This is a genomic window from Gallaecimonas sp. GXIMD4217 (assembly GCF_038087665.1).
Lineage (GTDB): Bacteria > Pseudomonadota > Gammaproteobacteria > Enterobacterales > Gallaecimonadaceae > Gallaecimonas.
In genome coordinates, this window is record NZ_CP149925.1 from 1,927,006 (window position 1) to 1,942,002 (window position 14,997).

10 protein-coding genes are annotated in these 14,997 nt (G+C 65.0%); 4 read left to right on the forward strand and 6 right to left on the reverse strand.

The window, feature by feature from the left end:
- Both WDB71_RS09400 and WDB71_RS09405 read right to left on the reverse strand, forming a co-directional pair.
- The gene (locus WDB71_RS09400; protein ID WP_341501325.1) at positions 1–2,028 is read right to left on the reverse strand and encodes a S9 family peptidase; all 2,028 of its coding nucleotides are present in this window, start codon (positions 2,026–2,028) and stop codon (positions 1–3) included.
- A gap of 56 nt (positions 2,029–2,084) precedes the next feature.
- On the reverse strand, positions 2,085–3,593 hold the full coding sequence (locus WDB71_RS09405; protein WP_341504200.1) for a fumarate hydratase: 1,509 nt from the start codon (positions 3,591–3,593) through the stop codon (positions 2,085–2,087).
- An 88-nt stretch (positions 3,594–3,681) separates the two neighbouring features.
- On the opposite strand from WDB71_RS09405, the gene pabB reads away from it, so the two are divergent.
- From pabB to WDB71_RS09420, 3 genes are all read left to right on the forward strand, one after another.
- Complete coding sequence (pabB, locus tag WDB71_RS09410; protein ID WP_341501326.1) at positions 3,682–5,022, forward strand: aminodeoxychorismate synthase component 1; 1,341 nt, start codon at positions 3,682–3,684, stop codon at positions 5,020–5,022.
- Positions 5,019–5,585, forward strand: coding sequence for a CoA pyrophosphatase (locus tag WDB71_RS09415; RefSeq protein WP_341501327.1), 567 nt, complete (start codon positions 5,019–5,021; stop codon positions 5,583–5,585). The genes pabB and WDB71_RS09415 overlap by 4 nt, the downstream gene beginning before the upstream one ends.
- 124 nt (positions 5,586–5,709) lie before the next feature.
- Complete coding sequence (locus tag WDB71_RS09420; RefSeq protein WP_341501328.1) at positions 5,710–7,092, forward strand: L-serine ammonia-lyase; 1,383 nt, start codon at positions 5,710–5,712, stop codon at positions 7,090–7,092.
- Between the two features lie 244 nt (positions 7,093–7,336).
- On the opposite strand, the gene pntB is transcribed toward WDB71_RS09420, so the two are convergent.
- The 3 genes from pntB to cysB are packed head-to-tail and all read right to left on the reverse strand — an operon-like array spanning position 7,337 to position 11,273.
- The gene (gene pntB, locus WDB71_RS09425) at positions 7,337–8,713 is read right to left on the reverse strand and encodes a Re/Si-specific NAD(P)(+) transhydrogenase subunit beta (protein ID WP_341501329.1); all 1,377 of its coding nucleotides are present in this window, start codon (positions 8,711–8,713) and stop codon (positions 7,337–7,339) included.
- Positions 8,713–10,239, reverse strand: a complete 1,527-nt coding sequence (locus tag WDB71_RS09430; RefSeq protein ID WP_341501330.1) for a Re/Si-specific NAD(P)(+) transhydrogenase subunit alpha — start codon at positions 10,237–10,239, stop codon at positions 8,713–8,715. Before WDB71_RS09430 ends, pntB begins: the two co-directional genes overlap by 1 nt.
- Before the next feature lie 59 nt (positions 10,240–10,298).
- Entirely contained in the window at positions 10,299–11,273 is a 975-nt protein-coding gene (gene cysB, locus WDB71_RS09435) for an HTH-type transcriptional regulator CysB (RefSeq protein WP_341501331.1), read from the reverse strand.
- Positions 11,274–11,429: 156 nt separating this feature from the next.
- Between cysB and WDB71_RS09440 the strand changes: the two genes are divergently transcribed.
- Positions 11,430–12,203 carry a hypothetical protein gene (locus WDB71_RS09440; RefSeq protein ID WP_341501332.1) on the forward strand — a complete coding sequence of 258 codons (774 nt, stop codon included), beginning with the start codon at positions 11,430–11,432 and terminating at the stop codon, positions 12,201–12,203.
- Positions 12,204–12,288: 85 nt separating this feature from the next.
- Here the strand turns inward: WDB71_RS09440 and topA are convergent, their stop codons facing one another.
- Positions 12,289–14,847: a type I DNA topoisomerase gene (gene topA / locus WDB71_RS09445; RefSeq protein WP_341501333.1), complete on the reverse strand. Its 2,559-nt coding sequence runs from the start codon at positions 14,845–14,847 to the stop codon at positions 12,289–12,291.
- Between the last annotated feature and the right edge of the window lie 150 nt (positions 14,848–14,997).

The window sequence follows — 14,997 nt, forward strand, 5'->3', positions numbered from 1 at the left end:
TTACTTGGCCTTGTTGCCGGTGTACTTGTCCATCCAGCTCAGCACTTCGTCGTACCAGACCACCAGGTTGTCCTTGCTCAGGATCCAGTGGTTCTCGTCCGGGAACATCACCAGGCGGGAGTCCACGCCCTGGCGCTGCAGGGCGGTGAAGGTCCCCAGGCCCTGGGCGTAGGGCACGCGGAAGTCCTTCTCGCCGTGGATCACCAGCATGGGGGTGCGCCAGTTGGTGACATGGGCGGCCGGGTTCCAGCGCTCGTACATGGCCTTGTTGTTGTAGGGAGTACCGTCCATTTCGTGCTCGGGGAACCACAGTTCCTCGGTCGTGTAATACATGGAGGGCATGTCGAACAGGCCGGCATGGTTGACCAGGCACTTGAACTTATCCGGCCAGTTGCCGGCGATCCAGTTGGTCATGTAGCCGCCGTAGGAGCCGCCCAGGGCACAGGCGTTGTCGGCGTCGATCCAGCTTTGCTGCTCGGCGATGAAGGCCAGGCCCTTTTGCAGATCTTCCAGCGGCTTGCCGCCCCAGTCCTTGGCGATGGAGTCGGTGAAGCCCTGGCCGTAGCCGGTGGAGCCGTGGAAGTCGATCATCACGGTGGCGTAGCCGTGGGCGGCCCACAGCTGGGCGTTCCAGCGGCCGTGCCAGCGGTTGGAGAAGCTGCCCTGGGGGCCGCCGTGGATCAGGAAGGCCACGGGATACTGCTTGCCTTCCTCGAAGCCCACCGGCTTGATCCAGTAGCCGTGCACCGTCTCGTCGTTCCAGCCCGGGAAGCTGAACTGGGCGTACTCGCCCATCTCGACGCCGGCCAGCTTGTCCTTGTTGACCTGGGTCAGGGCCTTGAGGCCGAAACCGTCCTTGGCGACGGTGTAGAGGTCATTGGGCTGGTGCAGGCTGTTCTTGGCGAACACCACCTGGCCGGCGCCCTCGGAGACCATGGACACGCTGCCCTCGCGGTGCAGCACCGTCATGTCGCCGAAATCGACGTTGAAGGCGAACAGGCCCACCTGGCCGGTGTCCTGAGCGGTGACCAGCAGGGTGCGCGAATCCGAGGCGAACTGGATGGAGCCGGCGCTGCGGTCCCACTGGGGAGCCAGCTCGCGGCTCTCGTTGCTCCGCAGATCCTTGAGCATGATGCGGAAACGGTCGGCCTCGTAGCCGGGCTTGCTCATGGCCAGCCAGGCCATGTAGCGGCCGTCGGGGCTGAACACCGGCTGGCTGTCCCAGGCCACGTTGTCTTCGGTCAGGTTGGCGGTCTTGCCGCTGGCCAGATCCACTTCCCAGAGGTCGAAGTTGGTGATCCAGCTGTGGTCGCGGCCCGGGGCCTTGGCGGAATAGACCAGCTTGCTGCCGTCGGCGTTGAAGCTGACTTCCTCCATGCCGGAGAAGGGCTTGGCGGGGCTGTCGGTGTCCAGGCCGGCCATCAGATCGGTGAAGTCACCGACCTTGCCGTCCTTGACCTCGGCCAGGAACAGGTGGTGGCGAAGGTGGTCGCCCCAGCTGTCCCAGTGGCGGACCATCAGCTGGTCATAGGCCTTCTCGGTGGATTTCTTCTCGGCGCGCTTGGCCAGGGTCTTCTCGGTGCAGGCGATGACGTCGCTGCTGCACTGGGGATCCACGGCCAGCTGCACCACCAGCTTGTCGCCCTTGGGGGCCAGCTTGTAGCCCAGCACGTCCAGGGGCAGGTCGGTGACGGCCATGGCCTCGCCGCCGGTCAGCGCCAGCTTGTAGAGTTCGGAGCCATTACCGCGGTCGGCCAGGAAGTAGATGGCCTTGCCGTCGGCGGCAAAGGTCACGTCGTGCTCGGTGCCCTTGGCTGCGGTCAGCTGCTTGGTCTTGCCTGTGGTCAGATCCTGCAGGTACAGATCGGACTCGCCGCCCTGCTTGACGCCGTACACCACCTGGGTGCCGGCGGCATTGATGACGGCGCTGTGCACCTTGTTGAGGTTGTTAACGTCTTCTATGGTCAATGGCTTGGCCATGGCCAGGGGCGTTGCCACCATGGCGGCCAGAGGTAGCAGTTTTTTCATTGTTCTCTCCCTCGATCAAAAAAAGGGCAGCGCCTGGTCGGCGCCGCCCTCGAACCTTAACCCGCGTCCTGGATGCGGATCTTCCACTCGGCTGGGCCCATTTCATGGGCGTTGCGGCCCTCGCTGTCCACGGCCACGGTCACCGGCATGTCTTCCACCTCGAATTCGTAGATGGCTTCCATGCCCAGGTCGGCAAAGGCCACCACTTCGGCCTTCTTGATGGCCTTAGCCACCAGATAGGCGGCGCCGCCCACGGCCATCAGATAGACGGCCTTGTGGTTCTTGATGCTTTCCACGGCGGCCGGGCCGCGCTCGGCCTTGCCGATCATGCCGATGAGGCCGGTCTGCTCCAGCATCATGTCGGTGAACTTGTCCATGCGGGTGGAGGTGGTGGGGCCGGCCGGACCCACCACTTCGTCGCCCACGGCGTCGACGGGGCCCACGTAGTAGATGAAGCGGTCCTTGAAGTCCACCGGCAGTTGCTCGCCGTTTTGCAGCATGGTCTGGATGCGCTTGTGGGCGGCGTCGCGGCCGGTGAGGATCTTGCCGGACAGCAGCACGGTCTCGCCGGTCTGCCACTGGGCGATATCGTCACGGGTGACGGTGTCCAGGTTGACCCGGCGCACGTTCTCACCCACTTCCCAGGTGACTTCCGGCCAGTCTTCCAGCTTCGGCGGGGTCAGTTCGGCCGGGCCTGTGCCGTCCAGGTGGAAGTGCACGTGGCGGGTGGCGGCGCAGTTGGGGATCATCACCACCGGCTTGGAGGCGGCGTGGGTGGGGGCGGACTTGATCTTCACGTCCAGCACGGTGGTGAGGCCGCCCAGGCCCTGGGCGCCGATGCCCAGCTGGTTGGCCTTGTCGAACAGCTCCAGGCGCAGCTTCTCTTCTGTGGTCTCGGCGCCACGTTCCTTCAGCTCGTGGATGTCCACCGGATCCATCAGGGATTCCTTGGCCAGCACCGCCGCCTTCTCGGCGGTACCGCCGATGCCGAGGCCGATCATGCCCGGCGGGCACCAGCCGGCGCCCATGGTGGGCAGGGTCTTGAGCACCCACTCGACGATGTCGTCGGAGGGGTTGAGCATGGCCATCTTGGACTTGTTCTCGGAGCCGCCGCCCTTGGCGGCGATCATCACTTCCACCTGATCGCCGGGCACCATGTCGATGTGCACCACGGCCGGGGCGTTGTCCTTGGTGTTCTTACGCGCACCGGCCGGATCGGCGACGATGCTGGCGCGCAGGGGGTTGTCCGGGTTGGTGTAGGCGCGCCTGGTGCCTTCGTCCACCATATCCTGGACCGTCATGTCGCTGTCCCACTGCACCTTCATGCCTATCTTGACGAAACAGGTGACGATGCCGGTGTCCTGGCAGATGGGCCTGTGGCCTTCCGCCGCCATTCGCGAGTTGATCAGGATCTGGGCAATGGCATCCTTGGCGGCCTTGCTCTGCTCACGCTCGTAGGCCTCATTCATGGCGTTGACGAAGTCGAGCGGATGATAGTAGGAGATGTACTGCAGGGCACTTTCGATGCTGTCAATAAAGTCGTCTTTGCGAATGACGGTCATGATGCTCACCTTGACGGGCCCCCTTTTGGGGCGGATGTCGTTATAATGTGGCGCCTATGATACAAAGCGTTGCGATTGGATACCAATTTCCGTGGAATTGACACGCCTGCCCCTGCCCTACCTGGACAGAGACGCCTTGGTGGCCCGTTTTGCGCCCCTGGCGCATCAAAGCTGGGCCATATTGCTGGACTCGGCCTCCGAGTCCCATCCGGACAGCCGCTACAGCCTGCTGAGCGCCGAACCCAGGTGGACCCTGGAAAGCCGCGGCAGCGAGGTGCGCATCCAGGGCGACTGCCGGGTACAGGCTGGCGGCCCCCTGGAGACCCTCAAGGCCATGATGGCCGCCTGGCCCCAGATCGAGAGCGAGCTGCCCTTCGCCACCGGCGCCCTTGGCCTCTTGGGCTATGACCTCGGCCGGCAGATCGAGCGGCTGCCGGCCCTGGCCAAGGACGACATCCCCCTGCCGGAGCTGGCGCTGGGTTTCTACGACTGGGCCCTGATCAGCGACCACCAGCAACAGCAAAGCTGGCTTATCGCCCTGGCGGCACCGGAAGAGCGCCTGGCCTGGCTGGATGCCCAGTGCCCAGGCGAAACGGCGCCCTTTGCACTGACCGGCGACTGGCAGGCCAATATGACCAGGGCCGAATACGGTGCCAGGTTCGACCGGGTCCAGGCCTACCTGAAAAGCGGCGACTGCTACCAGATCAACCTGGCCCAGCGCTTCAGCGCCCCCTATGAGGGCGACGAATGGCAGGCCTACCTCAAGCTCAGGACCGCCAACCAGGCCCCCTTCTCCGCCTTCCTGCGCCTGGATGAGGGCGCCGTGCTCAGCATCTCCCCGGAGCGCTTCCTGCGCCTCAAGGACGGCCAGGTGCAGACCAAGCCCATCAAGGGCACATTGCCACGCCTGGCCGACCCGGCCGAGGACCGGGCCCAGGCCGAGCGCCTGGCCGCCTCCCCCAAGGACAGGGCCGAGAACGTGATGATCGTCGATCTGCTGCGCAACGACCTGGGCCGGGTGGCCAGGCCCGGCTCGGTGCGGGTGCCGGAGCTGTTTGCCGTGGAGTCCTTCCCGGCCGTGCACCACCTGGTGTCCACCGTCACCTCGGAGCTGGCCGAGGGCCAGACGGCGGTGGATCTGCTGGCCGCCGCCTTCCCGGGCGGCTCCATCACCGGCGCCCCCAAGGTCCGAGCCATGGAAATCATCGAGGAGCTGGAGCCCCACAGGCGCAGCGCCTATTGCGGCTCCATCGCCTACCTCAGCGCCAACGGCGCCATGGACAGCTCCATCGCCATCCGCACCCTGGTCGCCTCCCGGGGGCTGCTGCACTGCTGGGCCGGCGGCGGCCTGGTGGCGGACTCCCAGGTGGACGCCGAATACCAGGAGACCTTCGACAAGGTCGCCAAGATATTGCCGGCGCTCAGTTCATGAGCCGCAGCCGCTTCGCCCGGGATTTCCTGTTACGGCCCCTGGAGGAGCGGCACCTGGGGGTGCCCGAGCTGCAATCCCCCAAGCCGGCGGCGGTGCTGCTGGCGATCATGGACAAGCCCGAGCCCAACCTGCTGCTGACCCGCCGCACCCTGACCCTGCGCCACCACGGCGGCCAGGTGGCCCTGCCCGGCGGCCGGGTGGACGACTCCGACCCCAGCCATGAACACGCCGCCCTGCGCGAGGCCTGGGAGGAAGTGGGCCTGCTGCCCGAGCAGGTCCAGGTGCTGGGCCGGCTCAACCCCTACGACACAGTGTCGCGCTTTCGCATCACCCCGGTGGTGGGCCTGGCCCCGGAGGACTTCCCCTGGCTGCTGAGCGTGGACGAGGTGGACGCCGTATTCGAGATGCCGCTGAAAAAGGTGCTGGACTTGAACCGCTACCGCACCCTCGACATCCAGCGCCACGGCCAGCACCACCGGCTGTTCTGCCTGCCCTACCGGGAGCACCTGATCTGGGGCGCCACCGCCGCCATCCTCTACGATCTCGCCCTGCACCTCCGATGAGCCAGCCCCTGGGGCGCTGGTAAGATGGATTCATTGGCAAATCGCCTTGTCAAAATCACAGGCAAAGCGCAAACTGAGCGGCCGTTTTGCGTAGCCGTTTTGCGCCCCGGAGGCATCACTTTCCATGATCTCGGTATTCGACATGTTCAAGGTGGGCATTGGCCCCTCCTCGTCCCACACCGTCGGCCCCATGAAGGCCGCCAAGAAATTCACCGAAATCCTCGAAGAGCAGGGGCTGCTGGCCCGCACCGACAGGGTCAAGGTGGAGCTGTTCGGCTCCCTGGGCCAGACCGGCATCGGCCACGGCACCGGCAAGGCGGTGATCCTGGGCCTGGCCGGCGAAGAGCCGGACACCGTGGACGTGGACAGGGTGCCGGCCATTTTGGCCGAGGTGGAGAGCACCGAGAGCATTTCGCTGCTGGGCAAGCAGGCCGTGGCCTTCCCCAACAAGGGCGCCATCGTCTTCCACCACCGCAAGACCCTCAAGCGCCACTCCAACGCCATGCAGCTGCTGGCCTATGAGGGCGACGAGCTGCTGCTGGACAAGATCTACTACAGCATCGGCGGCGGCTTTATCGTCGCCGACGAGGACTTCGAGGCCGAGAAGGATGCCGCCATCCAGGCCGCCGACACCACCCAGGAGCCCTACCCCTTCGATTCCTGCGACGATCTGGTGGCCCTGTGCAAGGAGCACGGCCTGTCCATTTCCGCGCTGATGCTGGAAAACGAACTGGCGCTGCGCAGCCGCGCCGAGCTGGAAGACGGCCTCTGGCACATCTGGCAGGTGATGCACGCCTGCATCGACCGGGGTTGCCGCACCGAGGGGATCCTGCCCGGCGGTCTCAAGGTCAAGCGCCGGGCCCCGGGTCTGTACCGCCGCCTCACCGCCGAGGGTGACCGCAACACCGATCCCCTCAACACCGTCGACTGGGTCAACCTGTTCGCCCTGGCCGTGAACGAGGAAAACGCCGCCGGCGGCCGGGTGGTGACCGCCCCCACCAACGGCGCCGCCGGCATCATCCCGGCGGTACTGGCCTACTACGACAAGTTCATCCAGAAGGTGGACAAGGAAGTGGCCACCCGTTACCTGCTCACCTGCGCCGCCATTGGCATCCTCTACAAGAAGAATGCCTCCATCAGCGGCGCCGAGGTGGGCTGCCAGGGCGAGGTGGGCGTGGCCTGCTCCATGGCCGCCGGTGGCCTGGCCGAGATTTTGGGCGCCAACGTCGAGCTGGTGGAGAACGCCGCCGAGATCGGCATGGAGCACAACCTGGGCCTGACCTGCGATCCGGTCGGCGGCCTGGTGCAGGTGCCCTGTATCGAACGCAACGCCATGGGCGCGGTCAAGGCCATCAACGCCGCCCGCCTGGCCCTGCGCGGCAGCGGCGAGCACAAGGTGTCCCTGGACAAGGTGATCAAGACCATGTTCGATACCGGCATGGACATGAAGGCCAAGTACAAGGAAACCGCCCGCGGCGGCCTGGCGGTGAATATTATCGAGTGCTGATACGCACCAAGACCGAAAAAGGCGCCTTGGGGCGCCTTTTTTATGCCAAAAACAAAGCGGGCGCCCCTTGGGCGCCCGAAGGTCGACATCCGATATCTGTTCTCATGCTTGCAACTGTCGGCCCATGGCCGTCCATGAAAGAGGAGCCTCTCAAGGTACCACCTCTTACCTGGAGGTTAGCCGAACGGGCCGAGCTTCACGGCGACGATGCTCAGGATTGAGATGCCCGTCAATATTTTGACACCTAGAGTGCCTTGAGAATGGCCTCCAGGCTGGCCTTGGCGTCGCCGAACAGCATGGCGGCGTTGTCCCGGTAGAAGAGCGGGTTGGCCACCCCGGCATAACCGGTATTCATGGAGCGCTTGAACACCACCACCTCCCTGGCCTGCCAGACCTTCAGCACCGGCATGCCGGCGATGGGGCTGGCCGGATCTTCGCTGGCCGCCGGGTTGACGGTGTCGTTGGCGCCGATCACCAGCACCAGATCGGTGTCCGGGAAGTCGTCGTTGATCTCGTCCATCTCCAGCACGATGTCGTAGGGCACCCTGGCCTCGGCCAGCAGCACGTTCATGTGCCCCGGCATCCTTCCCGCCACAGGATGGATGCCGAAACGCACCCTGATGCCCAGCTCCTTGAGGTGCTGGCAAAGCTCCGCCACCGGGTACTGGGCCTGGGCCACGGCCAGGCCGTAGCCGGGGGTGATGATCACCGACTTGGCCGCCTTGAGCCGCTCGGCCACCTCCTCGGCCGTCCAGGCCACCGCCTCGCCCTGGGCCTCGTCGCCGCCGGCCGGTCCGGCGTCGGTGCCGAAACCGCCGGCGATCACCGAAATGAAGGAGCGGTTCATGGCCTTGCACATGATGTAGGAGAGGATGGCACCGCTGGAGCCCACCAGGGCGCCGGTGATGATCAAGAGATCGTTGCCCAGCATGAAGCCGGCAGCGGCGGCGGCCCAGCCGGAATAGGAGTTGAGCATGGAGATCACCACCGGCATGTCGGCACCGCCGATGCTGGCCACCAGGTGCCAGCCGAACACCAGGGCGATGAGGGTCATCAGCACCAGCGGGAAACCGAGGCCGTCGGCACTGACGAAATCCACCAGCAGGAAGGCGCTGACCACCAGGGCGGCCAGGTTGAGCTTGTGGCGGTGCGGCAGCATCAAGGGCCTGGATGAGAGCAGGCCCCTGAGCTTGCCGAAGGCCACCAGGGAGCCGGTGAAGGTGACGGCGCCGATGAACACCCCCAGGAAGATCTCGGTGAGGTGGATGGCCACCAGCTCGGCCGGCATCTCCGCGTGGGCCAGGAAGGCGTTGTAGCCCACCAGCACCGCTGCCAGGCCCACGAAGCTGTGCAGCATGGCCACCAGCTCCGGCATCTGGGTCATCTGCACCTTGACCGCCAGGCGCAGGCCGATGGCGCCGCCGATGGCCATGGCCACCAGGATCCAGCCCAGGTTGCCTGCCTCGGGGTGCATCAGGGTGGCCACCAGGGCCAGCACCATGCCGGCGATGCCGTAGTTGTTGCCGGCCTTGGCGCTCTCCTGCTTAGAAAGTCCCGCCAGGCTGGCGATGAAGCACAGTGCCGCCACCAGGTAGGCGGCGGAAATCAGCGGATGGCTCATCACTGGTCCCTCCTGAACATTTTCAGCATGCGCCGGGTCACCAGGAAGCCGCCGGCCAGGTTGATGCTGGCGATGAGCACGGCGATGAAGGCCAGCACCCCGACCAGGCCCCCCTGCCCTATCTGCAGCAGGGCGCCCACTATGATGATGCCGGAAATGGCATTGGTGACCGACATCAGCGGCGTGTGCAGGGCGTGGGTGACGTTCCAGATCACGTAGTAGCCCAGCACGCAGGCCAGCACGAAGACGGTGAAGTGGCCCAGGAAGGCGGCCGGCGCCACCGAGGCCACCCAGGCGAAGGCCAGCAGGCCGGCCCCGTACCAGAGCGCCTTCCTGCGCGGCGATACCGGCTCGGGCGCCTTTATCTCGGCCGGCGCCGGCTGGGGCTTGGGCTTTGGCGGCGCCTTGGACACGGCGATGGGCGGCGGCGGATAGAGCAGCTCGCCGTCCTTCAGCACCGCCATGTGCCGCAGCACCTCGTCGTCCAGATCCAGGGCTATCTGGCCGTCCCCGGCCGGGCACAAGAGCCTCAGCAGGTTGACCAGGTTGGCGCCGTAGAGACTGGAGGCCTGGCCCGGCAGCCGGCTGGGCAGATCCGTGTAACCGAGGATGATGACGCCGTTGTCGCTCTTGACCCGCCGGCCCGGCTTGGTCAGCTCGCAGTTGCCACCATTGGGGGCGGCCAGGTCGACGATCACCGAGCCCGGCTTCATGGCCTTGACCATGTCGCGGCTGATAAGCCTGGGCGCCGGCTTGCCGGGGATCAGCGCCGTGGTGATGATCACATCCACCTCGGCGGCCTGCTCGGCCAGCAGCGCCATCTCGGCATCGATGTAGGCCTGGCTCATCTCTTTTGCATAGCCGTCGGCGCCGCCCCCTTCCTCCGCCACCGCCAGCTCCAGGAATTCGGCGCCCAGGGACTGCACCTGCTCCCTGACCTCGGGCCTGGTGTCGAAGGCACGTACCACGGCGCCCAAGGAGCCGGCCGCGCCCAGGGCGGCCAGGCCGGCCACGCCGGCGCCTATCACCAGCACCTTGGCCGGCGCCACCTTGCCGGCGGCGGTGATCTGGCCGCTGAAGAAACGGCCGAAGGCGCTGGCCGCTTCCACCACGGCCCGGTAGCCGGCGATGTTGGCCATGGCCGACAGCGCGTCCAGGTTCTGGGCCCGGGAGATCCGCGGCACCATATCCATGGCCAGCACCGTCACGCCGCGGGCCTTGAGCCTGTCCACCAACTCCGGCTGCTGGGCCGGCCAGATGAAGCTCACCAGCAGGGTGGAGGCCCTGAGGCGCTTGACCTCGTCGCCGCTTGGGGCATTGACCTTGAGGAGGATGTCGGCCTGCCAGGGATCGCCAATCTTGGCGCCGCTGGCCTCATAACTGCCGTCGTCGAAGCTGGCCGCCTTGCCGGCGCCGGCTTCGATGATCACGTCAAAGCCGAGTTCGATAAGGGCGGCGGCGCTCTTGGGCGTGGCCGCTACCCTGGCCTCGCCGCTCAGGGACTCTTTGGGAATGCCGATCTGCATGCCGTATCCTTTGCCGTTGGGGCTCCGCGATACTGCCTGCGACTGCGAGCCGGGTTGTGTTATTTCAGCGGGAGCTTGACGCCCTCGAACAGCCTTTCGATGGCGTCGTTGTCCTTGAGGCGGATCGCCTCGTCCACCAGGGCACGGTTGAGGTGCGGGGCGAACCCTTCAATAAAATCATACATATAGCCGCGCAGGAAGGAGGATTTGCGGAAACCGATCTTGGTGGTGGAGGCCTTGAACAGGTGGCTGGCATCCAGGCGCACCAGATCGCTGTCCTTTTCCTCGTCATAGGCCATGGTGGCGATGACCCCCACCCCCAGGCCCAGGCGCACATAGGTCTTGATGACATCGGTGTCGGTGGCGGTGAAGACGATGTGGGGCTCCAGGCCCACCTTGGCAAAGCCCTCGTCCAGATCGGAGCGGCCGGTGAAGCCGAACACATAGGTGACTATGGGGTACTGGGCCAGGGCCTCTATGGTGATCTGCTCCAGCCTGGCCAGGGGATGATCGGGCTTGACCACTATGCTGCGGTTCCAGTGGTAGCAGGGCAGCATGATCAGGTCGTCATAGAGGTGCAGCGCCTCGGTGGCGATGGCGAAATCGGCGTCGCCACGCACCACCGCCTCGGCGATCTGGGTGGGGGTGCCCTGGTGCATGTGCAGCGACACCTTGGGATAGCGGTCGATGAAACTGCGGATCACCGACGGCAGCGCATAGCGGGCCTGGGTATGGGTGGTGGCCACGTGCAGCTTGCCCTTGTCCGGCTGGGTGTGCTCCTGGGCCACGGCACGGATGGCGTCGGCCTTGTCGAGGATGTCCTCGGCAATGGCGATGATCTCCTGGCCGGCCGGGGTGACATGGGTCAGGTGCTTGCCGCTGCGACCGAAGATCTGCACCCCCAGCTCGTCCTCCAGCATCCGCACCTGCTTGCTGATCCCGGGCTGGGACGTGTAGAGGCTCTCGGCGGTGGCCGAGACATTGAGGTTGTGGTTGCGCACCTCAACGATGTAGCGAAGCTGCTGCAGTTTCATGGCGTGTCCGGGCAGGGTTATTCTTAAAACGTATAAACCATAGTGTATCTATAGCTGTTTTCCAAATCACCCCACCCCGGCGCTATACTATGCTACGCGCCTCAATTCCGATAAGATTTCGAGAGTCTGCGTGCGCGCAATTAGGATAATAAAACTATGACGCCATACATCGTCCTGGCCGTGATTGCGGCACTGCTGATCATCATCGTGGTGATCAATGTGGTCCAGCAGCAAAAACAAAAGCAGGAAGCCGAACGCCGTCAGGAGCTGGCCCGCCAGAAGGCCATCATCGACGAAACCGAAGAGCTGCTGCCCGTGGCCGGCAGCCTGCCCATCTCCAGCGCCCTGGTGGCCATGCTCTATGCCAGGCTGATCGACGCCCTCAAGTTGGCCTGCGAACTGTCCGGCGACAAGAAGCTGCAGGGCCGCATCAGTGATGCCGAGAGCCAGTATCAGAAGGCCAAGGCCAGCAACAAGGCCAGCGACGACAACATCCAGCTGCCCGACAACGAGAAGGCGATGGTGACCCTGATCCAGGCCACCAAGAAGCTCAGCGCCGTGCTCAAGACCGAGTTCAACCGCGGCAAGGTGGATGCGGACAGCTACCGCCACGAGGCCGCCTTCCTGGACAGGCTGCGCCTGAAGATCAACATGGAAGGCCTGATCTCCCGTGGCGTTTCCGCCAAGATCATCAAGCAGTTCGGTACCGCCCGCCAGTTCCTCGGCAAGGCCAAGCAGCTGGCCATGCCCCATGCCGGCCACGACGCCTACCTGGCCGCCAAGCTCCAGGAGGTGCAGCAGCACCTGGACGAGATCGCCGCCACCAAGGGCGCCAACCTGGTGCCCCAGCAGCAGATCCAGCCGGAACAAGGGGAAGAAAAGCCCAAGGACGAGCTGGACCAGCTGTTCGCGCCCAAGCGCAAGTGGTAATGACCGGGCAAGAAAGAGGCGGGCTCATGCCCGCCTTTTTTGTGGCCGTAAAAAAGCCCGCCATCGGCGGGCTTTTTCATGGGCCTCATTTGCCCTTCTTGGCTTCCCAGCGACCGTCCTTGTAGAAGGCGGCCCAGCCGGTGGCCTTGCCGTCTTCCCGCTCGGAGGCCACGTACTGCTCCTTGGTCTTGCGGGAGAACTTCAGCACCGTCGGGTTGCCGTCGGGGTCGGCCACCGGGGCCTCGGTCAGGTAGGTGAACTTGGGCGAGATCCTGTCCTTGAAGCGCACCAGTTCGGCAATCTTCGGTGCCCGGGTCTCCCTGGATTTGGGGAAGGTGCTGGCGGCCAGGAACAGGCCGGCGGCACCGTCGCGGAGCACGAAATGGGCGTCGGATTTTTCGCAGGGCAGCTCCGGCAGCGGTACCGGATCTTCCTTGGGCGGCGCCACCTCGCCGTTCTTGAGGATCTTGCGGGTGTTCTTGCAGTCGGCGTTGGTGCAGCCGAAGTACTTGCCGAAACGGCCGTTTTTCAGCTCCATGTCGCTGCCGCACTTGTCGCATTCGATGACCGGGCCCTCGTAGCCCTTGAGCTTGAACTCGCCGGTTTCCAGCAGGTAGCCGTCGCAGTCCGGGTTGTTACCGCACACGTGCAGCTTGCGCTTGGCGTCCACCAGGTAGGCGTCCATGGCGGTGCCGCACTTGTCGCAGCGCTTCTTGGCCATCAGGGCTTCGGTTTCGGCCTCGTCGTCGTCGGCCTTGATGACGTCGTCGCCCGGGGTCAGGTTGATGGTGGTCTTGCAGCGCTCCTTGGGCGGCAGGCTGTAGCCGGAGCAGCCCAGGAAGACGCCGGTGCTGGCGGTGCGGATGCCCATCTTGCGGCCGCAGCTGGGGCAGTCGATGTCGGTGAGCACCACCTCGTTGGGGCGCATGCCGCCCTCTTCCGGCTTGGCCTCGGCCTTGTCCAGGCGCTGCTTGAAGTCGGCGTAGAAGCCGTCCAGCACCTGGTGCCATTCACGGCTGCCCTGGGCGATGTCGTCCAGCTCCCCTTCCATCTGGGCGGTGAAGTCGTAGCTGAGCAGGTTGGTAAAGTTCTCCACCAGGCGGTCGTTGACGATCTCGCCCATCTTCTCGGCGAAGAAGCGGCGGTTGTCCACCTTGACATAACCACGGTCCTGGATGGTGGAGATGATGCTGGCGTAGGTGGAGGGGCGGCCGATGCCGCGTTTTTCCAGCTCCTTGACCAGGCTGGCCTCGGTGAAGCGGGCCGGCGGCTTAGTGAAGTGCTGTTTGGGATCGAGCTGCTTGAGGCTGAGCGCCTCGCCCTCGTTGACCGCCGGCAGCTGGGCGTCGTCGTCCTTGCGCTTCATGGGGGTCAGCACCCGGGTCCAACCGTCGAAGCGCTGCACCCGGCCCTTGGCCTTGAGCTGGTAGTCGCCGGCGGTGGCGGTGAGCTGGGTGACGTCGTAACGGGCGTTGGTCATCTGGCAGGCCACGAACTGGCGCCAGATCAGCTCGTAGAGGCGCACCGCGTCCCTTTCCATGCTGCTCAGCTCCTCGGAGCGCACGTTCACGTCCGAGGGGCGGATGGCTTCGTGGGCTTCCTGGGCGTTGGCCTTGGCGCCGTAGAAGAGCGGCTTCTCGGGCAGGTAGGCATCGCCGAACTGGTCGCCGATATAGCCCCGTACCGCGTCCACAGCTTCCTTGGAGAGGTTGGTGGAGTCGGTACGCATGTAGGTGATGTAGCCGGCCTCATAGAGGCGCTGGGCCATCATCATGGTCTTCTTGACCCCGAAGCCCAGGCGGGTGCTGGCCGCCTGCTGCAAGGTGGAAGTGATGAAGGGCGCCGAGGGCCGGGACTGGCTGGGCTTCTGCTCGATATCGGTGATGCGGTAGGCGGCGCCCTTGAGGGCGTCCACGGCGGCCATGGCCTGGGTCTCGTTGACCGGCTTGAAGGCCTTGCCCTGGTGATGGGTCACCATCATCCGCAGTTGGCCCTGGTCGGCGGCCAGAACGGCATGGATGTCCCAGTACTCTTCCGGCACGAAGGCGCGGATCTCGCGCTCGCGCTCCACCACCAGGCGCACGGCCACGGACTGGACCCGGCCGGCGGACAGGCCGCGGGCGATCTTCTTCCACAGCAGCGGCGACACCATGTAGCCCACCACCCGGTCCAGGAAGCGCCTGGCCTGCTGGGCGTTGACCATGTCCACGTTGACGTCGCCCGGCTGCTCGAAGGCCTGCTGGATGGCGTTCTTGGTGATCTCGTTGAACACCACCCGGCGGTAGCGCTCGGGCTCGCCGCCGATCAGCTCCTGCAGGTGCCAGGCGATGGCCTCCCCTTCCCTATCCAAATCCGTTGCCAGATAGACATGGTCGGCCTTTTCGGCCAGGGCCTTGAGCTCGTTGACCACCTTTTCCTTGCCCGGCAGCACCTCGTAGTGGGCCTGCCAGTGGTTATCCGGATCCACGCCCATGCGGGCCACCAGGGCATTGCTGGCGGTGGCCTTCTTGCCGCGACCGCTGCCGCTGGTGGGGAGATCGCGAATATGGCCGATGGAGGATTTCACCACGAAATCCTTGCCCAGGTATTTGTTGATGGTCTTGGCCTTGGCAGGCGACTCCACGATAACCAGTGATTTACCCATATGTCTCTTTATCTTTGTGCGTGCGGCGCCGGATTTTGGCGCCCATATATAGAGGTTTGCATCCGTCGATGCAAGGCAAGCTACTCTCAGCCTATACCCTGTGCAGGCTTTTTTTAATTAATTCCACTCATCGGACATTTGCAAGGGCAA

Coding starts and splice junctions, on each gene's coding strand:
- WDB71_RS09400 (WP_341501325.1), bottom strand. CDS start 2,028: ATGAAAAAACTGCTACCTCTGGCCGCCATGGTGGCAACGCCCCTGGCC.
- WDB71_RS09415 (WP_341501327.1), top strand. CDS start 5,019: ATGAGCCGCAGCCGCTTCGCCCGGGATTTCCTGTTACGGCCCCTGGAG.
- WDB71_RS09420 (WP_341501328.1), top strand. CDS start 5,710: ATGATCTCGGTATTCGACATGTTCAAGGTGGGCATTGGCCCCTCCTCG.
- pntB (WP_341501329.1), bottom strand. CDS start 8,713: ATGAGCCATCCGCTGATTTCCGCCGCCTACCTGGTGGCGGCACTGTGC.
- WDB71_RS09430 (WP_341501330.1), bottom strand. CDS start 10,239: ATGCAGATCGGCATTCCCAAAGAGTCCCTGAGCGGCGAGGCCAGGGTA.
- cysB (WP_341501331.1), bottom strand. CDS start 11,273: ATGAAACTGCAGCAGCTTCGCTACATCGTTGAGGTGCGCAACCACAAC.
- WDB71_RS09440 (WP_341501332.1), top strand. CDS start 11,430: ATGACGCCATACATCGTCCTGGCCGTGATTGCGGCACTGCTGATCATC.
- topA (WP_341501333.1), bottom strand. CDS start 14,847: ATGGGTAAATCACTGGTTATCGTGGAGTCGCCTGCCAAGGCCAAGACC.